The sequence below is a fragment of the Burkholderia sp. BCC0397 genome, from assembly GCF_902832865.1.
Classification (GTDB): Bacteria; Pseudomonadota; Gammaproteobacteria; order Burkholderiales; family Burkholderiaceae; genus Burkholderia.
This window is the reverse complement of the sequence record NZ_CADFDL010000001.1, coordinates 573,858-593,251: the sequence shown is the minus strand read 5'-3', so window position 1 is coordinate 593,251 and position 19,394 is coordinate 573,858. Positions and strand designations below refer to the sequence as shown.

Genomic DNA, 19,394 nt, shown 5'->3' with positions numbered 1-19,394 from the left:
GTCACGCCTCGTAGGTCGACAGCGACGAGCAGGCGCCGCACTTTCCGCACCCGGCCTTGATGTCGGCGGAACGCATGCCGGCGTCGCGCAGCATGGCGCCGAGCGGCGCGAGCACCGCCCGCATGAAGTCCGGCGACGGTGCAGGATGGCTCTCCAGCGGCGTGCCGCTGATCGGAACGAACGGCACGACGAACGGATACACGCCCAGGCCGATCAGCTCGCGCGACATGTCCAGAATCGCAGCCTCGCTGTCCCCCAGCCCGGCGAGGATGTACGTGCTGACCTGTCCGCGGCCGAACACCGCGACGGCCGCGCGAAATGCCGCCATATACCGGGACAACGGCACGCTCGCCTTGCCCGGCATGATCCGTTCGCGCACGGCCGGCGTCACGGCCTCCAGATGCATGCCCAGCGTATCGATCCCGCTTGCCTTCATCCGGTCGAACCAGCCGTCGTCGTCGGGCGGCTCGCATTGCGCCTGGATCGGGAGATCGACGGCCGCCTTGATCGCGAACGCGCTTTCGCACAGCACGCGGGCGCCGCGATCCGGCGTCGGCGGCGTGCCGGTCGTCAAGACCATGTGCTTGACGCCGTCGAGCAGGACCGCCGCACGCGCCACCTCCGCGAGTTGTTCAGGCGTCTTGCGGGCGATCGTCCGGCCGGCTGCCAGCGACTGGCCGATCGAGCAGAACTGGCAGGTCTTGCGCCGGCTCTCGTAGCGAATGCAGGTCTGCAACACCGTGGTCGCCAGCACGTCGGCACCATGCAGCGTCGCGATGTGCGAATACGGTACGCCCTCCAGTGTCTGCAATGCGTAGAAGCGCGGGTTCGACGGAAAGCTGATGCTCGCGATCGGGATGGTGCCGCGCGAGAGCAGGCTGACGCCCGCCGCGTCGGGCTCCGCCGCGACGAACGGCGACTCCCACGCGGTGCTCGTGTGCACCGGGACCATGATGGTCACGCCGTCGACCGTCACGGCCTTGTGATCGGACGGCCCCGCGCCGCCGCGCCGGCTCGCGGCGCCAACCCGCGGGTCCGCGAGGCGCAGCCCGACCGACTGCAGTTCAGTCATCAATTGCCGGCTCTGCACCGACGGTTTCGCGTTCGCGCTCATGGCAGTTTCCCTCGAAGTCGCGGGCGGCCGACCCGCTGATCCCCATCGGGGTCACCGTCGTCGCCGGCCGATCGTTGATGGCAAGGCTCAGCAGTTCCGGACGGGCATAGTGGCCGACCGAATCCATCATTCGCTTGCGCTTGGTGATCAGCGACATGTCCAGATCGGCGATCACCATCCCTTCGCCCGAGCGCAACGGCTCGACCAGATGCTGGCCCTCCGGGGACACGATCGCGGTATTGCATCCGCCGCGCAGGGCCTTCTGCAGATTCGGATCGTCCGTGATCGACTCGATCTGGGCATCCGTCAGCCAGCCGGTCGCGTTGACGACAAAGCAGCCCGATTCCAGCGCGTGGTGGCGGATCGTGACTTCGATCTGTTCCGCGAAGATCGGGCCCACCAGCGAGCCGGGGAACTGGCTGCAATGAATTTCCTCGTGCTGCGTCATCAGCGCATAACGGGCGAGCGGGTTGTAGTGCTCCCAGCAGGCGAGCGCACCGACCCGTCCGACACCGGTCTGCGCAACCTTGAGCCCGGCCGCGTCGCCCTGTCCCCAGATCATCCGCTCGTGAAACGTCGGCGTGATCTTGCGGCGCTTCATCGCGAGGCGTCCGTCCACGTCGAAGATCAGCTGCGTGTTGTACAGGCTGCCGTGGTCGCGCTCGTTCACGCCAAGCACGACCACCATGCCGTGCAGACGTGCGCGCTCGGCGACCGCATGCGTCACCGGGCCGGGCACCACGACGGCCTGCTCGTAGAGCCGCATGTGATCGGTGCCGGACGCGACCGGCGCCCGCACGAACGAGAAGTACGGGTAGTACGGTACGAATGTTTCGGGAAAGACGATCAGCTGGACGCCCTTGCCGGCGGCCTCGTCGATCGCCGCGCAGACTTTGTCGAGCGTCCCGCCGGCCCGTTCCAGATCGGGAGCGATCTGGACGGCTGCCGCCCGGACGATGCGTTTGTCGGACATGATGGCACCCGTCATTCGATCAAACGGTCCAGGTATGGATGACCAGCGCGTTCTCCTTGCGGTGAAGCAGCTGGATATCCAGCACGTCGAGCGGATTGATCGGTCGGATGCCCTCGATCAGCGACGCCTCGCCGTGCCCGTACAGCGCCTGCAGCGCAAAGCGGCACGCGTAGACCTTCCCGCCCTCTTCCATGAACTTGACGAGTTGCTTGTTGAAGTTCAGGTGACCGGGAAACGCCTCGTCGCCGAGCGTCGGAAACCCGCGCTGCAGGCCGAGCGTCACGCCGGGGCCGTAGAGCAGCACCGACGTGTCGAACCCCTTGCGTTGCAGGCGCGTCGCCTGCAGCAGGTTCACGAAGCCGATCGATCCCTCGAACGCAACCGTGTGGAACGTCACGAGCGCCTTCTCGCCCGGTTCCGCCTTGACGTCTTCGAACACTTTTTCCTCGTAATCGACGAGGAAATCTCCTTTCTTGTGCAGAGGCTGATTGACTGCGGGCATGGCACGCTCCGTTTGAGAATGAGTTGAGTGATGTTCCCGAACGCTCTCGAATCCGGGCGAACTCATCAACGCAACGCATATGCCAACCAGGCCTCGACCCGATGCAATCACTCTCCAATCATTCAATCGATCAATGCCGATTCCGTCGGTCCGATCCTTGCGTGACCGGATCGGGCTCGGACGGGAAACGACCGTCCAGCGCACCGGACTGATGCAGCAGGCAGGGGTTCGTGCGCATCGACCGTGCATCGATGCATCAATCCGATACACGATGCGATCAATGCGATCATCCGGCTGCAAAACGGCGATATCTATATTTTTCTATTAATGCGTGATGCTAACGTTTTGATGAACCGTCAAATGGAAACAGGTATGGATTACGCCATCCATCATTGGTCGAAGCGACTATTGGAAAGCAGGAAACCGGCGTACCTGCTGATCCCCGACCTCATCGAGGAAGATCTCGCCGCGGGCCGTCTGAAACCACGCGAGCGCCTGCCCGGGCTGCGCGATCTCGCCGGTGCGCTGAACCTCAACTACACGACGGTGGCCCGCGCTTATGCGGAAGCCCGCCGACGCGGCTTGCTCGATACGCGCGCAGGAAGCGGCACGTTCGTGCGCGGCCCGACGCGAACGATTCCGCTGTCGGGCGGGAGCAGCATCGAGATGTCGATGAACATGCCGCCCGAGCCGCCCGAGATGGCCAGGCGGCTGCAACAATCGGCAGCGGCATTGTTCAATGGCGCCGATCCTTACCAGCTCATGCGATACCAGGATTTCGGCGGCACACCGGCTGATCGCGCCGCCGGCCGCGCGTGGCTGGCCAATCGCCTGCCCGGATGCAGTGGCGATACCGTGCTCGTTTGCCCGGGCATCCACAGCGCCCTCGTCGCGCTCGTCTCCACGCTTGCGCGCCGCGGCGACGCGATCTGCCTCGATTCGCTCGCTTACCCCGGCATCAAGGCAATTGCATCGCAACTGGGCGTGCAGTTGCAGCCGTTGCCACGGGACGACGACGGTCCGTTGCCGCACGCATTCGAATCGCTCTGCAAAAGCGGACGGCCTGCCGCGCTGTACTGCAACCCCACGCTGCAGAACCCGAGCACGCTCACGATACCGTTCAGACGCCGCGAAGCACTGGCCGATATCGCGCTGCGCTACAACGTGCCCATCATCGAGGACGACGCCTATGCGATGCTGCCGCAGAGCGCGCCGCCACCGCTGGCGTTGCTGGCGCCCGAACTGACCTACTACGTGACGGGCATGTCGAAGAACTTCGGCGCCGGGTTGCGCATCGCCTACCTGCTGGCGCCGACGGTGCGCGAAGCACAGCGTGTCGCCGGCGCATTGCGCGCCACGACCGTGATGCCGAGCCCGTTCACGATGCTGCTGGCCACTCAATGGATCAACGACGGCACGGCGAGCGAGATGCTGACCGCGATTCGATCGGAGGCGCATGCACGGCAGGCGATTGCAGGCCGGGTTCTCGGCGCATGGCCTTTCGATGCGCACCCCGACGGTTTCCATCTCTGGTTGCCGATTCCGCGCGAGTGCCTGTGGACCGCACCGGATCTGGCGCAGCATCTGCGGAGTCGGAGCGTCGCCGCCGTGGCGAGCGCGGCATTTTCGACGGACGGCGACCCGCCGGCGGCGATCCGCATCTGCCTCGGCGGGCCGCAGGACCGGGAGCAATGCCGGGACGGCCTGGAACTCGTCGCGGATGCACTGACCGACGCACATCATCTGTATGGAGCGGCGATGTAGCGGCCGATACCGCGTCGAAAACATTCGAAATCGAGTTGCCGATCTGTAGAGAGCCGAAATGAGCGCCAGCACGGGAGCGGGCCGCAGCGACCGTGCTCAAAAGCCTCGTAGCGCGATGCGGCTTTGTCTCGTGGATGGCTGAATCGACGTACGACACTGAAAGCAAAGCCGGCGTCATCGACGCCCTGGATATTGAAGGCCTGGATGCGCAACGCACTTTGACGGCGTTCCGGCGCCGGCGACGCACGCTACCCGCGCCCGCCGTCAAACTGCTGGACGAATTGCGTCACCTGACAGGATCTTTGCGCAAGGAAGGGCAAGCCTGTCTTGAGGGCCATGATTCAAACATGTCCGCGATCCGTTAGCGGAATGCCCGGAAACCCTTGTGTGGCGGAAGGCAGCAGGAGTCGAACCTACCCGGGAGTGTCTGACACCCCCAACTGGATTTGAAGTCCAGCCGTACCACCGGATACGAATGCCTTCCGTGGGAGAAGAAACCGAAGAACAACGAGCGCCTACGCCTGAATACCCACCCAACCGCTGTCAGGCCGCAGGTAGTGAAGATCGCGGTGGAAGCGAGTATACCCAACCCGATCGAAGAACTCGAGAATCTGGATCGCGCGCTTGCGACCGAGCCCCGTCGCGTCGCGGAACGTCGCCGCATCGAGCCCGCCGCCGCGCGACGGCGCGAGATGCGCGACCAGTTCCGCCAGTTCGCGTGCGACGTCCGCGTGATAGAACAGGTCGCGCACGACCTGGTGCACGTCGCCGCGCCGCGCGAGCTTGCGCAGCAGCGTGCGCACCGCGTCCTCGGCCGCGCCCGTGTCGCGGGCCAGGTCGCGCACCCACGGCGGATCGAAGCGCCCCGCGTGGATCAGCGGCAGCAGTTGCTGCGCCAGCGCTTCCTCGCGCGGCTCGAGGCTCACCGAATGCGACGGCAGATGCAGCCACGGCCCGCTGCGCGCGACTTCGCCGCCCGCCACCAGCGCCTCGACGAGCGCGCGCCACAGCGCATCGCCGACGAGCGGCGCAGCCATCCGCCGCAGGCGTGCGGCGTCGAGCCCCTGCTCGTCGGGCATGCGCTCGTGGTACGCGCGCAGCGTCTCGATCGCCCGCGTCTGCAACGCACGCCAGTGCGCATGCGAAATCACCGCGCCTTCGTTCGCCGCGGCATCGCGTTGCCCGATTGCCAGCGCATCGCCAGGCAACGCCAGCGCATTGGGTGCGTATCCCGTCAGATGCGTGAGCGTCGCGCGCGCAATGCCGAGCGGCGCCTGCGCGAGCAGCGCATCGATGCGCCCTTCGTCGAGCCACGCCGCGAGCGCATCGAGCCACGCGCGGCGCGCAGGCGTTCGGCGCTTGCGGGCCGGCCCGAACGGATCGAGCACCCGGCCGCCGCCGACGGTACGCGTCGCCTGCGGATTACGGACGATGAAGCGGTCGCCCGGCAGCGCGAACACCGGCTCGTCGAACACCAGTTGCACGCGCATCCGCTGGCCGGCCGCGAGCGTGTCGCCGTCGAGCAGCGCAACATGGGCCACACGATGCAGCGTGCCGAGATGCACGTGCAGCGGCGCCCAGTGCGTCAGCGTCAGCCCGGCGTCCACGAGCAGCGTCAGCTCGACGTCCAGACGCGGCGACGTCGCGACGAGCCGCGCATCGGCGACGGTGTCGCCGCGCTCGACGTCGGTCTTGTCGACGCCGGCCAGGTTCAGCGCGCAACGCTCGCCCGCGCGGCCGGCCTCGACCGGCCGGTTCTGCGCATGGATGCTACGAACGCGTGCCGTGCCGCCCGTGCGCACGATCGCGAGCGTGTCGCCGGTCGCGACGCGGCCCGCGAACGCGGTACCCGTCACGACGGTGCCCTGCCCGGCGAGCGTAAATACGCGATCGACCGCGAGCCGGAACAGCCCGTCGTCGCGACGCGTGCGCCACGCGATCGCCGCGTCGGCCAGGTGCTGCTTCAACGCGGCGACGCCCGGATCGTCGGACACCGTCGCACGCGTTTCGAAGATCGGCACGCCGGCCAGCGTCGAGTCGTGCAGCCACGCGGCGATCTCGTCGCGCACCTCGGCAACGCGCGCGGCATCGACGCGATCGCATTTCGTCAGCGCGACGGCGCCATGCGTGACGCCGAGCAGTTGCAGGATCGCGAGGTGCTCGCGCGTTTGCGGCATCACGCCGTCGTCGGCGGCAATCACGAGTAGCGCGAAATCGATGCCGCACGCACCGGCCGCCATCGTATGAATCAGTTTCTCGTGACCCGGCACGTCGATCAGGCCGAGCACGTCGCCGTTGTCGAGCGGCGTATACGCGTAGCCGAGCTCGATCGAGATGCCGCGCGCCTTCTCTTCCTTCAGGCGATCGGTGTCGACGCCCGTCAGCGCGCGCACGAGCGTGGTCTTGCCGTGGTCGATGTGCCCCGCGGTCCCGACGATCATGCGGCCGGCCCCGCGAGCGGCACGCATTGCGCGACGAACGCCGCTTCGTCGGCCGCTTCGAGGCAGCGCAGGTCGAGCCGCAGCGCGTTGTCTGCGATGCGGCCGATCACCGGGCGCGGCCATTCGCGCAGCCGTTTCTCGAGCTGCGCGAGCGCGCGGCCGCTGCGCTTGCCGTCCGACGCGCGCACGACGAGCCCGGCGCTCGGCAACTGGTCGACCGGCAGCGCGCCGCTGCCGATCTGGCTGAACATCGGCTCGACCGTCACGTCGAAACCGCTGCCGAACGCAGCCTGCACCGCAGGACGCACACGTTCGGCCGCTTCGGCGATCTCGCGCTGCGGGCGCGTCAGCAAGCGCAGCGTCGTGAGGCGTTCGCGCAGGAATTCGGGCGACTGGTACAGGCGCAGCACGGGTTCGAGCGCCGCGAGCGTCAGCTTGCCGACGCGCAGCGCACGCTTGAGCGGATGCTTCTTGATCTTCGCGATGAGCGCGCGGTCGCCGACGATCAGGCCGGCCTGCGGGCCGCCGAGCAGCTTGTCGCCGCTGAACGTGACAACGTTTGCGCCGGCGGCGACGGTTTCCTGCACGGTCGTCTCATGCGGCAGGCCCCATTGCGACAGATCGGCCAGCGTGCCGCTGCCGAGATCGACGGCGACCGGCACGCCGCACTCGCGCGCGAGCGGCGCGAGTTCGGCGAGCGTCGCCTCCTTCGTGAAGCCGCTGATCGCGTAGTTGCTGCAGTGCACCTTCATCAGCAGCGCCGTGCGCGGGCCGATCGCGTCCGCGTAGTCGCGCAGATGCGTGCGGTTGGTCGTGCCGACCTCGCGCAGCTTCGCGCCGGCACGGCTCATGATGTCGGGAATGCGGAACGCCCCGCCGATCTCGACCAGCTCGCCGCGCGACACGATCACTTCCCGCTTCGTCGCAAGCGCCGACAGCGTCAGCAGCACGGCCGCCGCATTGTTGTTGACGACGGTCGCGGCTTCCGCGCCCGTCAGTTCGCACAGCAGAGCATCGATCAGGTCGTCGCGATCGCCGCGGCGGCCGGTGGCGAGATCGAATTCGAGGTTGACGGGCCGCGTGAGCGCGTCGACCACGGCACGCACCGCGTCGTCGGGCAGCAGCGCGCGCCCGAGGTTCGTGTGCAGCACGGTGCCGGTCAGGTTGAACACGGCCCGCACCGCGCCCGCGCTCTGCGCGGCCAACGTGTGCGCGACGGCAGCGGCGATGCGCGGCTCGTCGAGCGGCTCGGCCGCCGCGGGATCGTGCTGCGCGGCCGTGCGCCAGCGTTCCAGTTCGGCGCGCACGGCATTGAGCACGCGCGTGCGGCCATAGTCCGCGACGAGCGGCTGCAACGGCGCCGACGACAGCACGCGCTCGACCGACGGCACGCGCGCCAGCACCGCATTCAATTCATTCACACCCGGTTCGGTCACGTCGTTGTGGCTCCAGTCTCATGCTTCGCAGTCGGCCGGGGCCGCGCTCGCGCACCGCCCCGGCCCCGTGCCGTCAATCCGCTTCCCGCGACACGTCCGGCCACAGCAGCGGGTTCGGCGAGCTACGCTGGTAGCCGGCCTCGTTCATCAGCAGATCGAGCGTGAGGCTCGCGAGATCGTCCGCCAGCGGCTCGAACTCGTAGTCCTTCTCCTGATAGCCGATCTTGCGATAGGTCTTGCATTCGTCGCACGATTCGGCCTTGACGGCTTCGCTGCCGCCTTCGATCCCGTGATACGCGATGCCCTTCGTCGAATCGCAGTGCGAGCACTTGGTGCGCACCATGTGCCACTCGGTCGTGCACAGCCCGCACTGCAGGAAACGGTAGCCCTGGTACGGGCCGCCGACCCGCACGACGCTCGCGACCGGATGCGTGCCGCACACCGGGCACAGCCCCGGCTGGTCGAGATACGGGACATCGGCCGGCGTCACGCGGCTCGCGAGGTCCGTCCACGCGACCTGCAGCGCGGCCATCAGGAACGGCGCGGTGGCCGGGTCGACCTCGGCGAAGCGCAGCGCGAGGATCGCATCGGCCTGCGCGTCGAGCTCGGCGGGCGCCATGAGGCGCAGCCGGTCGAGCAGCTTCGCGAGCTGCGGATTGACGAGCCCGGCGCTTTCGACGCGATCGAGCAGTTCATACAGCACGGCGCGCCAGCGCGCATCGCGCTCGCCGTCGAGCGCCGGCACGAGCGGCATCGAATGTTCCTGCGCGCGTGCGATCGCTTCCTTCGACGGCAGCGGCAGCTCCAGCGTCTGCAGCGTCGCGTGTTGCGCGTCGGCGACGGTGGCCATCAGCCGCAGGTAGCCGCTGATCGGGTTCAGGTCGGCAAGCTTGCGCAGCCGTGCGGCACGCGCCGCGAACGCGGTCGCGCGCTCCGGCAGCCGAAAGCGCGGAATGGCCGAATGATCGAGTGCCGAGATCTCGGTCGGCTCCAGAATGCGTTGTGTCACGAAAATATCTTCCAAAAAAACAAGCGCCGACAAGTCGGCGCTTCGGGCGGTTCCGACGGCTGACGGGGCAGCCCGCCGCAATCGGCGTACCGCCCCGCTCCGCTGCGTTACTTCACGCTTTCACGGAACCACTTCGGGTGATGCTTGCGGGCCCAGCCCAGCGTGACGGTGCCGCGCACCATCGCGCCGATCGAACCCTTCACCCACAACGCCGCGTAAATGTGCACGATGATGCTCGCGATCAGCACGAAGGCCGCCACGGCATGCACGACAGCGGCCGCGCGGATCACCCCGATCGGGAAGTAGAACGAGAAGTAGCGCCGCCAGATCACGATTCCCGACAGCAGGAGCAGCAGCAGACACGCCACCAGCGTGAAGAATAGCAGCTTCTGCCCGGCGTTATAGCGCCCGACCGGCGGCAGCTTGTCTTCCTGGTTGGTCAGCACGTCGCCGATCTGCTTCAGCCACTGCCGGTCGTCCGCATCGAGCGCATTGTGGTGCCAGAAGCGCACCACGAGAATCGCGAACGACACGAACATCACGAGGCCGACGAACGGATGCAGGATCCGCGTCCACTGGCCGCCGCCGAACAGCGCGGTGAGCCAGAACATCGACGGATGAAACAGCGCGAGCCCGGACAGCGCGAGCAGCACGAACGTGATCGCGGTGATCCAGTGGTTCGTGCGCTCGTTCGGCGTGTAGCGGACGATCAGGTTGGGGTCGTCGTGGTTCATTTCGCGTCCTCCTTGATGCGTCGCGCTTCGTCGCGCGCGGCCGATTCCTCTTCGTCGCTCACCTCGTTCGGACCGACGCGGACGTAGTGGAAGAACCCGGCCAGCGCGGTCAGCGCGAGGCCCGCGACCGCGAGCGGTTTCGCGATGCCCTTCCACAGCTTCACCATCGGGCTGATCGACGGATTGTCGGGCAGCCCGTGGTACAGCGACGGCTTGTCCGCGTGATGCAGCACGTACATCACGTGCGTGCCGCCGACGCCCTGCGGGTCGTACAGCCCCGCATGCTCGAAGCCGCGCTCCTTCAGGTCCTCGATCCGCTCGGCCGCGTGCTGCTTCATGTCCTCCTTGGTGCCGAACACGATCGCGCCGGTCGGGCAGGTCTTCACGCAGGCCGGTTCCTGGCCGACCGCGACGCGGTCGGAACAGAGCGTGCACTTGTACGCGCGATGATCCTTCTTCGAAATCCGCGGCACGTTGAACGGGCAACCGGTCACGCAATAGCCGCAACCGATGCAGTTCTCCTCGTGGAAATCGACGATCCCGTTGTTGTACTGCACGATCGCGCCGGGCGACGGACACGCCTTCAGGCAGCCCGGATCCTCGCAGTGCATGCAGCCGTCCTTGCGGATCAGCCACTCGAGGTCGCCCGCCGGGTTCTCGTATTCGGAGAACCGCATGACCGTCCACGAGTGCTCCGACAGATCGGCCGGGTTGTCGTACACGCCGACGTTGGTGCCGACTTCGTCGCGCAGGTCGTTCCACTCCATGCATGCCGTCTGGCATGCCTTGCAGCCGATGCACTTCGATACGTCGATCAGCTTCGCGACGCTCCCGGTCACCGGTTCGCGCACCGTGGGCGGTGGCGTCGTGGTGGCCGAGACGCGCTTGATATCCAGCGATTGCAATGCCATCTCTTTCCCCTTACGCCTTTTCGACCTTCACCAGGAACGACTTGAATTCCGGTGTATAGGAGTTGCCGTCGCCCACGGACGGAGTCAGGGTATTGGCGAGATAGCCGGGCTTCGTCAGACCTTTGAAGCCCCAGTGCAACGGGATGCCGACCGTCTGGACCTTCTTGCCGTCGACCGTCAGCGGCTTGATCCGCTTCGTGACGAGGGCGACCGCGACGATGTAGCCGCGCTTGGACGACACCTTCACGCGCTCGCCATGCGCGACGCCGACTTCCTTCGCGAGGTCTTCGCCGATCTCGACGAATTGCTCGGGCTGGATGATCGCGTTCAGCCGCGCATGCTTGGTCCAGTAGTGGAAATGCTCGGTCAGCCGGTACGTCGTCGCCACGTGCGGGAATTCCGCCACCTTGCCGAACGACGCGCGGTCGTCCGGGAACACGCGGGCGGCCGGGTTGTTCAGCGCCTGCGGGTTGTTCGGGTGCAGCGGGTTCGCGCCGAGCGGCGTCTCGAACGGCTCGTAGTGCTCGGGGAACGGACCTTCGTTCATCCCCGCGCGGGCGAAGAAGCGCGCGACGCCTTCCGGGTTCATGATGAACGGCCCCATCCCGTTTTCGGGCGGTTCGTCCGCCTTGAAGTCCGGCACGTCGACGCCCTTCCACGCGCTGCCGTTCCAGCCGATCAGCTTGCGGGTCGGGTCGAACGGCTTGCCGGCGACGTCGCACGATGCGCGGTTGTACAGGATCCGCCGGTTCGCCGGCCACGCCCACGCCCAGTTCAGCGTCTGGCCGATGCCGGTCGGGTCGGAGTTGTCGCGCCGTCCCATCTGGTTGCCGGCCTGCGTCCACGCGCCGCAGAAGATCCAGCAGCCGCTCGCGGTCGTGCCGTCGTCCTTCAGTTGCGCGAACGCGGCGAGCTGCTCGCCCTTCTTCGCGAGCGTCTTCGCCGGATCCTTCGGATCGGGCAGATCGGCGAGCGCTTTCCCGTTGAACTCCATCGCCAGTTCTTCGGGCGTCGGGCTTTCCGGGTTCGCGTACGGCCAGGTCAGGTTCACGATCGGGTCCGGATACTTGCCGCCGTCCTTCTGGTACAGCTTGCGCATGCGCAGGAACAGCCCCGACATGATCTCGAGGTCGCTCTTCGCTTCGCCCGGCGGCTCGGCGCCCTTCCAGTGCCACTGCAGCACGCGGCTCGAACTCACGAGCGAGCCGTTTTCCTCCGCGAAGCAGGTGGTCGGCAGACGGAACACCTCGGTCTGGATCTTCGATGCATCGACGTCGTTGTAGTCGCCGTGATGCTTCCAGAACTCGGACGTCTCGGTCGCGAGCGGATCCATGATCACGAGCCACTTCAGCTTCGCGAGGCCGGCCGCCGTCTTCACCTTCGACGGCGCCGCCGCGAGCGGATTGAAGCCCTGGCAGATGTAGCCGTTCATCTTGCCGGCATTCATCAGCTCGATCGCCTGCAGCAGGTCGTACTGCTTGTCCAGCTTCGGCAGGTAGTCGTAGGCCCAGTTGTTCTCGGCGGTGGCCGCATCGCCCCACCACGACTTCATGAAGCTGACGTGGAACGCCTTGTAGTTCTTCCAGTAGCTCAGCTGGTTCGGCCGCAACGGCAGCTGCACGCGCTTCTTGATGTACGCGTCGAAGTCCTGCTCGGCCTGCATCGGCAGCGTCATGTAGCCCGGCAGCAGGTTCGACATCAGCCCGAGGTCGGTCAGCCCCTGGATGTTCGAGTGACCGCGCAGCGCGTTCATCCCGCCGCCGGCGATGCCGATGTTGCCGAGCAGCAGCTGCACCATCGCGCCGGTGCGGATCATCTGCGCGCCGACCGAGTGATGGGTCCAGCCGAGCGCGTACAGGATCGTGCCGGCGCGGCCGGGCACGGCCGTGGTCGCGAGCATCTCGCACACCTTCAGGAATTTGTCCTTCGGCGTGCCGCAGACCTGCTGGACCATATCTGCCGTATAGCGCGCGTAGTGCTGCTTCAGCAGGTTGTACACGCAGCGCGGATGCTGCAGCGTCGGATCGACCTTCACGAACCCGTCGTCGCCGCGCTCGTAGTCCCAGCTCGATTTGTCCGGGTACGCGTGCTTCTCGGCGTCGTAGCCGGAATAGATGCCGTCGTTGAACGCGAAATCCTCGCGCACGATGAACGAGAAGTCCGTGTAGTTCTTCACGTACTCATGCTGGATCTTGTCGTTCGTCAGCAGATAATTGATGATGCCGCCCAGGAAGACGATATCGGTGCCGGTGCGGATCGGCGCGTAGTAATCGGCCACCGAGGCCGTACGCGTGAAGCGCGGGTCGACGACGATCAGCCGCGCCTTGCGGTGCGCCTTCGCCTCCGTCACCCACTTGAAACCGCACGGATGGGCCTCGGCTGCATTGCCGCCCATCACGAGAATCACGTCCGCGTTCTTGATGTCGACCCAATGGTTCGTCATCGCTCCACGGCCAAACGTCGGGGCAAGACCTGCCACCGTCGGGCCATGTCAGACACGCGCCTGATTGTCGAATGCGAGCATCCCGAGACTGCGGATGGTCTTGTGCGTCAGGTAGCCGACCTCGTTGCTGCCCGCCGACGCGGCCAGCATGCCGGTCGTGAGCCAGCGGTTGACCTTCGCGCCGTCTTCGGCCGTCTCGACGAAATTCGCGTCGCGGTCGGCCTTCATCAGCTTCGCGATGCGGTCGAGCGCGTCGTTCCACGAGATGGGTTCCCACTTGTCCGAGCCGGGCGCACGATACTCGGGATGCGTCAGGCGGTTCGGGCTGTGGATGAAGTCGATCAGGCTCGCGCCCTTCGGGCACAGCGTGCCGCGATTGACGGGGTGGTCGGGATCGCCCTCGATGTGGATGATGCTCGGCTGCGCATTCTTCGCGCCGTCGCCGAGGCTGTACATCAGGATGCCGCAACCTACTGAACAGTAAGGACAGGTGTTGCGCGTTTCGACGGTGCGCGCCAGTTTGTACTGTCGGACCTCGGCCAGCGCTTCGGACGGAGAAAAGCCCATCAGGGCAAGACTCGATCCGGCAAGCGACGTGGCCGTCACCTTCAGGAACTGGCGCCGGGACATTTGTAGCATGGCGGTCTCGGCGTTATTGTGGGGTGGGTGCAACTGAAAGGAATTATAGACAGTTCAGGCAACTATGATCGAATCCTCGGATCAATACCGATTTGTGTGATCAACTCTGCGATGATCCGCGTTCCGCGCGCAACCGAACCGTCATGAAACGACAGATCACTTCCGAAGCCACCCGTCTCGCCCAGCAGCAGGCCAACTGGGCCCTCACCGCATTCAAGCGCTTCTCGTCCGACCGCTGCTCCGCGATGGCCGCGGGCATCGCGTTTTTCTCCGCGTTCTCGCTCGCGCCGACCCTCGTGATGGTGATCGCGGTGGCCGGCTGGTTCTACGGCGACGACGCCGCGCGCGGCCAGGTGTTCGAACAGGCGCACCAGCTGATCGGCGACGACGCGGCGGCCAGCATCCAGACGATCGTGCAGAACGCGCACCGCGCGGGCGAGCGCGGCGGCCTCGCCACGCTGATCTCGTTCGCCGCGCTCGCGATCGGCGCGTCGGCCACGTTCGCGTCGCTCAGCGCGGCGCTCAGCGTGATCTGGCCGGCCACCGAAAGCCGCTGGTCGAGCATGCTCGGGCTGGTGCGGGTGCGGCTGATCTCGTTCGGGCTCGTGCTGGGCGTCGCGTTCCTGCTGATCGTGTCGCTCGTGCTCGACACCGCGATCACCTTCATCGGCACCTGGCTGCTCGGCGATTCGCCGTACGTGGTCGTCACGAACCTCGTGCAGTTCTTCGTCGGCATCGCGGTGCTCGCGGCCGCATTCGCATCGTTGATGAAATTCCTGCCCGATGCACGCGTCGCGTGGCGCGACGCTGCGATCGGCGGCATCGTGTCGGCGATCCTGTTCTCCGGCGGCAAGAAGCTGTTCGCGCTGTATCTCGCGCGTGCGGGCACCGCGAGTGCGTTCGGCGCGGCCGGATCGTTCGCGGTCCTGCTGATGTGGCTGTACTTCTCCGCGCTCGTGCTGCTGCTCGGCGCGGAATTCGCGGCGGCCCGCGGCAACGCGCATCGGACGGCCGAGCATTCGGCGCCGACCACGTCCGCTCAAGCCGCTCATCAAGCCGATCAAGCCGGTCAAGCCGAGAATCGCCCGCGCGACGACTGATTGACCCGCCCGCTGAAAACGGCCGCGCATCGATCTCGCGCGCGCCCGGCACACCCCCCGCACCTTTGCAACCCCGCTGTCCGCCGCGCCTTCGCGCGGCGTCGGCGCTTGCTTGACACGTCGGCGCGCAAGCACCTGCAACCGCAAACGTTTGCACACCCTCGTTTCCCTGCTGCAACGGGCCGAAACAGGAGATCTACCGACATGCGTGTCAACTATTGAAACAATCGCGGCGCAGCAATTGTCAACTATTTCAAAAACAGGAACAGTTTCTGATGTGCTTGATATATATAGACTTTTTCCCGCTGTTACCTTTTCGAGACACTTTATTTTTTAAGCTTTCTTGCGTGTATGGCACTGAGCTATTCTCCAATCCGCAACAAATAACGATGAATCACTTGCGTGGAGAAACTCAACGATGAAGAAACTTGCTCTCTCGACCCTCTCGCTCGCCCTGCTGGGCGCCGCTGGTGCTGCTCAGGCTCAGTCGAGCGTGACGCTCTACGGCGTGATCGACACGTCGATCACGTACGTTCACGGTAACGCCGGTCAAGGTAACAATTCGTGGTCGATGGGTAGCGGCAACCTGCAAGGCAGCCGCTTCGGCCTGAAGGGTTCCGAAGACCTCGGTGGCGGCCTGAAGGCGATCTTCCAGTTGGAAAACGGCTTCAACTCGGCATCGGGCACGCTGGGCCAGGGTGGCCGCATGTTCGGTCGCCAGGCTTTCGTCGGCCTGCAAAGCGATCAATACGGTACGCTGACGCTGGGTCGCCAGTACGACCCGCTCGTCGACCTGGTTCAGGCAGTCACGGCTGACAACTACTTCGGCAGCGTGTTCGCCACGCCGGGCGACGTCGACAACAACGACAACAGCCTGCGCGTCAGCAACGCGATCAAGTACACGTCGCCGGTCTGGGCAGGCCTGCAGGTCGAAGCGTTGTACGCACTCGGCGGCGTCGCCGGCTCGACCGGCAAGGGTCAGACGTGGGCCGCAGCCGCAGCCTACAACAATGGCCCGCTCGGCGTGGCCGCAGGTTACTTCCACGCGAACAACGCATCGGCGCTCACGGCCGGCAAGCGCACCGGCTGGACCGGTACGTCCGACGCAATCTTCGACGGCGACACGGGCACGACCTTCATCAACAACGCGTTCACGTCGTCGACGTCGATCGGCATCGCGCAAGTGGCCGCCCAATACGCATTCGGCCCGGTGACGGTCGGTGCCGGCTACAGCAACGCTCAGTACAAGTCGGACGGCGCCTCGACGTTCGGTACGAACCAGAAGTACAACACGGGTCGCGGATTCGTCACGTACCAGGCATCGGCACCGCTGCTGCTGGGCGTCGGCTACATCTACACGAAGGGTAGCGGCGACAACAACGCCAAGTACCACCAGGTTTCGCTCGGCGCGGACTACTCGCTGTCGAAGCGTACGGATATCTACCTGGTTGGCGCATACCAGCACGCAAGCGGCAAGAACGCCGACGGCAGCGATGCGCAAGCGTCGGTCGGTTCGTACGGCATCGCCGGCAAGAGCTCGCAGGAAATCGTCGCGCTCGGCCTGCGTCACAAGTTCTAAAAACGAAGTATCCGGCGTGCATGGCGTCTCCGACGCCCCGCCGCCGACCTGGAAAGCCAGCCCCGGTTTCGACCGCGGCTGGCTTTTTTTCGTCCGTCTCCGGCAGGCCGGGCCGACATCGCCTGCAGGGCCTCCGCCCCAAAGCCGGGACCCGACATAGGCTGGTGAGCCGGCAGCGGCGCCTGGCGGCTGCAATGCCCCCGCAACACCGTTTCCGATGCCCGGAGAGGTCGCCGTTTCTCCGTAGGACGACTACCATCCGCACAGCCGGTGCCGCCCGGCTCAATCGATGCGGGTCGACGCGGAATTTGTTTGCGCCGCGTGTCGATTCCGGCAGGCGTCGTCCGTCGTATCGATGGCGGCACATGGTTTGCCCCGGACCCATACAGACAGGAGACTCGTCATGACGATTCAGAAGATCACGCCTTTTCTCTGGTATTCGACGGAAGCCGAAGAAGCAGCGGCCTTCTATGCCGGCATCTTTCCGGATTCGCGCATCGTGCGCGTCACGGCGGTGCCCGGCACCGACGGCACGCGGATGGTCGAATTCGAGCTGTTCGGGCAGCCCTTCCTTGCGATGAGCCACCCGCGCACGGAGGCGTTCAACCACGCGATCTCGCTGCTCGTCAGCTGCGCGGACCAGGCGGAACTCGACCGCTACTGGAGCGCCCTGCTCGACAACGGCGGCACCGCCGACGGTTGCGGCTGGTTGAGGGACCGTTATGGCGTGTCGTGGCAGATCGTGCCGGAAGCACTCATCCCGATGATGGCCGACCGCGACGCGGTCAAGGCGGGACGCGTGGCCGCCGCGATGATGCAGATGACCAAGTTCGACGACGCCGCGCTGAAGGCCGCTTTTGCGGGCACGGCGGGCTGACGATAAGCGTCGGGCTGCGCTTGCGTGACGCCGCGCCGGGTCGCCTGCATGCACCCGGCTCGACGGTTTGCGCATGGGCCGGCTCGCAAGCGTTCGCTATCCCTGGCCGGCCGGTAAGCCGGTAGCGTGCTTCGTCGGCGCCCGTTGCGACGCCGACAGCATCGACTCGACCGTGCGCCGCGCGTAGCCGATGAATTCGGCCAGCGGTTCGCCCGACAGGATCGCCGCGCCCGCTTCGCCATCGAGATAGGCAGCACGCGCAGCCGCTACAACCGGCCGGTGTGCGTCCGGCAAGCGCTCCAGCACCCACGTCGCGGCGACGTCCTTCGGCGCGATCCTGCCGGTCGCGGCGCTGTACCAGATGCGTGCGAGCGCGAGCACGATGTTGCACTCGTCGCCGCGCCAGTCCGGTTCGGCCTCCCACTGTGCAACGGTCGCGAGCAGCGCGGCGGCGAAGTCGCGCGCGGGCACCGGCTCGAACAGCACGTCCGCGGTCGGCCCGACCAGCGCGACACTGTGCTGTCGCGCCTTCGTCAGCAGGATGGCCAGATCATGATCGACCCGTGGCGGCTCGACGATGCCGGCTTCCAGATCGCTGCGCAGCCATTCGCCGAACTGCAGCTCGCGTCGCGCCGGATGACGCCACGGCACCACGTCGCCGTGCGCGATGACGGTGACCTCCAGCGCACGCATGCCGCCGCTGCAACCGGGCGGCGCCGACGCACCGAGCAGGTCGCACATCAACGCGTGCCGCACCGTTTCGTCGGACCGTGTCGTCACCGTCACCAGCAAGTCGAGGTCGCTGCGCGGTTTGAGGCCGCCGTCGAGCGCCGATCCGAACAGATGGATGGCTTCCAGCGTCGCGCCGAGCTGCCGCTCGATCGTAGCGCGTGCGGCGGCGACCTGGACCGTGATCTCTTCCGAGATGAATTCAGTCACGATGGGCAGGTGTCGCGATCTGCACGCAACAGGCACAACAGGCGCGGCACGTGCGACTCGCGGCGACGGAAAACGGCCGGCACGAACGACGATTGTCATTCGGCGTTACCCGTGCGCGATACGTCGCTCGCGGGCATCGAGCGCACCGGACATCGCGAACCCATCGGCGTCTTCGCTGCCGCGCGCTTTGCGCGGCGCAATAAAAATCCCCGCACGCTTTCGCGTACGGGGATCTCGGGACATCGCAACGGCTGCCGACATGCATTCGGCAGTCGTTGCACGGCATTACGCTGCCGCGTCCTTCAGCTTCTTCAGCGCACGTGCCTTCACGCGCACGCTGGCCGGCTTCGCCGGGAACCAACGCTCTTCGCCCGTGAACGGATCCTTGCCGAAGCGCTTCTTCTTCGCCGGCACGACTTGTGCCGTGATCTTCAGCAGACCCGGCAGCGTGAACTCGCCTGCGCCCTTCTTGTGAACCGAGCCCAGCACGACGTTCTCGAGTGCGACGAGCACTGCCTTGACCGCCTTCACTTCGACAGCTGCGCGCTCAGCGATGTGCGTTGCGAGCGATGCCTTCGTGAACTTGTCCTTCAGCGGCGTCGGAGCAGCCGGTGCTGCCTTCGCGACAGCCTTCTTGGCTACTACTTTCTTCGCGGGCGCAGCCTTTTTGGCAGCCACTTTCTTGGTGGCCGGTGCGGCAGCCTTCTTGGCCACCTTTTTTGCGGAAGTCGCCATGTTTCTCCTACCAGGTGTGGTCGTTGGATACACGAAGCGTGCAACGCGCGCGCTTCAACGCCGGATTCTACAAGCGCCTTGACGCTTCGTGCAGTACTTTTATGCGTTTTCACGGGGTTTCCCGCAGGTTTTGTTGCGCGCGACCGACTTCATCGACGCTCGAGCATCAAAAAACGCCTTCACGTATGGGCTCAAACG

15 protein-coding genes, 1 tRNA gene and 2 pseudogenes are annotated in these 19,394 nt (G+C 66.1%); 6 read left to right on the top strand and 12 right to left on the bottom strand.

The genetic code is table 11. The annotated features are described in order from the left end of the window. Position 1: 1 nt before the first annotated feature. Genes HWX03_RS02755 through HWX03_RS02745 form a run of 3 tightly spaced genes read right to left on the bottom strand, consistent with a single transcriptional unit; the run spans position 2 to position 2,589 of the window. Entirely contained in the window at positions 2-1,072 is a 1,071-nt protein-coding gene (locus HWX03_RS02755; RefSeq protein WP_175870511.1) for an MSMEG_0568 family radical SAM protein, read from the bottom strand. After that, entirely contained in the window at positions 1,065-2,087 is a 1,023-nt protein-coding gene (locus HWX03_RS02750; protein WP_175870510.1) for a Nit6803 family nitrilase, read from the bottom strand. Before HWX03_RS02750 ends, HWX03_RS02755 begins: the two co-directional genes overlap by 8 nt. A gap of 19 nt (positions 2,088-2,106) precedes the next feature. Beyond that, a complete protein-coding gene (locus tag HWX03_RS02745) occupies positions 2,107-2,589 on the bottom strand; it encodes an MSMEG_0572/Sll0783 family nitrogen starvation response protein (RefSeq protein WP_059708432.1) in 483 nt (160 codons plus the stop codon). 372 nt (positions 2,590-2,961) lie between these two features. On the opposite strand from HWX03_RS02745, the gene HWX03_RS02740 reads away from it, so the two are divergent. Then, on the top strand, positions 2,962-4,353 hold the full coding sequence (locus tag HWX03_RS02740; protein ID WP_175870508.1) for a PLP-dependent aminotransferase family protein: 1,392 nt from the start codon (positions 2,962-2,964) through the stop codon (positions 4,351-4,353). Between the two features lie 83 nt (positions 4,354-4,436). Then, positions 4,437-4,718, top strand: a pseudogene (locus tag HWX03_RS02735) (hypothetical protein); the annotation flags it as partial. A gap of 23 nt (positions 4,719-4,741) precedes the next feature. Here the strand turns inward: HWX03_RS02735 and HWX03_RS02730 are convergent. From HWX03_RS02730 to fdnG, 7 genes are all read right to left on the bottom strand, one after another. Then, positions 4,742-4,837 (bottom strand) — tRNA-Sec (locus HWX03_RS02730). A gap of 31 nt (positions 4,838-4,868) precedes the next feature. Beyond that, on the bottom strand, positions 4,869-6,794 hold the full coding sequence (gene selB, locus HWX03_RS02725; protein ID WP_175870137.1) for a selenocysteine-specific translation elongation factor: 1,926 nt from the start codon (positions 6,792-6,794) through the stop codon (positions 4,869-4,871). Then, the gene (selA, locus tag HWX03_RS02720; protein ID WP_175870136.1) at positions 6,791-8,230 is read right to left on the bottom strand and encodes an L-seryl-tRNA(Sec) selenium transferase; all 1,440 of its coding nucleotides are present in this window, start codon (positions 8,228-8,230) and stop codon (positions 6,791-6,793) included. Before selA ends, selB begins: the two co-directional genes overlap by 4 nt. 73 nt (positions 8,231-8,303) lie before the next feature. Next, positions 8,304-9,239: a formate dehydrogenase accessory protein FdhE gene (gene fdhE / locus HWX03_RS02715; RefSeq protein WP_175870135.1), complete on the bottom strand. Its 936-nt coding sequence runs from the start codon at positions 9,237-9,239 to the stop codon at positions 8,304-8,306. Between the two features lie 107 nt (positions 9,240-9,346). After that, positions 9,347-9,973: a formate dehydrogenase subunit gamma gene (locus tag HWX03_RS02710; RefSeq protein WP_027805740.1), complete on the bottom strand. Its 627-nt coding sequence runs from the start codon at positions 9,971-9,973 to the stop codon at positions 9,347-9,349. Then, positions 9,970-10,884 (bottom strand): formate dehydrogenase subunit beta, encoded by a 915-nt coding sequence (fdxH, locus tag HWX03_RS02705; RefSeq protein WP_174434158.1) that lies wholly within the window; start codon positions 10,882-10,884, stop codon positions 9,970-9,972. Before fdxH ends, HWX03_RS02710 begins: the two co-directional genes overlap by 4 nt. A gap of 10 nt (positions 10,885-10,894) precedes the next feature. Beyond that, positions 10,895-13,966 carry a formate dehydrogenase-N subunit alpha gene (fdnG, locus tag HWX03_RS02700; protein ID WP_175870134.1) on the bottom strand — a complete coding sequence of 1,024 codons (3,072 nt, stop codon included), beginning with the start codon at positions 13,964-13,966 and terminating at the stop codon, positions 10,895-10,897. 143 nt (positions 13,967-14,109) lie between these two features. Between fdnG and HWX03_RS02695 the strand changes: the two genes are divergently transcribed. The 3 genes from HWX03_RS02695 (at position 14,110) to HWX03_RS02685 (ending at position 17,522) form a co-directional block, all read left to right on the top strand. Then, positions 14,110-15,066, top strand: coding sequence for a YihY/virulence factor BrkB family protein (locus HWX03_RS02695; RefSeq protein WP_175870133.1), 957 nt, complete (start codon positions 14,110-14,112; stop codon positions 15,064-15,066). 418 nt (positions 15,067-15,484) lie between these two features. Continuing rightward, positions 15,485-16,645, top strand: a complete 1,161-nt coding sequence (locus HWX03_RS02690; RefSeq protein ID WP_175870132.1) for a porin — start codon at positions 15,485-15,487, stop codon at positions 16,643-16,645. Positions 16,646-17,048: 403 nt separating this feature from the next. Beyond that, complete coding sequence (locus HWX03_RS02685; protein ID WP_124481285.1) at positions 17,049-17,522, top strand: VOC family protein; 474 nt, start codon at positions 17,049-17,051, stop codon at positions 17,520-17,522. Between the two features lie 96 nt (positions 17,523-17,618). Here the strand turns inward: HWX03_RS02685 and HWX03_RS02680 are convergent, their stop codons facing one another. Together HWX03_RS02680 and HWX03_RS02675 are read right to left on the bottom strand one after the other, a co-directional pair. Next, positions 17,619-18,461 carry an AadA family aminoglycoside 3''-O-nucleotidyltransferase gene (locus HWX03_RS02680; RefSeq protein ID WP_244132564.1) on the bottom strand — a complete coding sequence of 281 codons (843 nt, stop codon included), beginning with the start codon at positions 18,459-18,461 and terminating at the stop codon, positions 17,619-17,621. 285 nt (positions 18,462-18,746) lie between these two features. Continuing rightward, positions 18,747-19,196, bottom strand: coding sequence for an HU family DNA-binding protein (locus tag HWX03_RS02675; protein WP_011548077.1), 450 nt, complete (start codon positions 19,194-19,196; stop codon positions 18,747-18,749). On the opposite strand from HWX03_RS02675, the pseudogene HWX03_RS37300 reads away from it, so the two are divergent. Further along, positions 19,168-19,347: pseudogene (locus HWX03_RS37300) on the top strand (acyltransferase); the annotation flags it as partial. The gene HWX03_RS02675 and the pseudogene HWX03_RS37300 sit on opposite strands and share 29 nt — an antisense overlap. Positions 19,348-19,394: the final 47 nt, after the last annotated feature.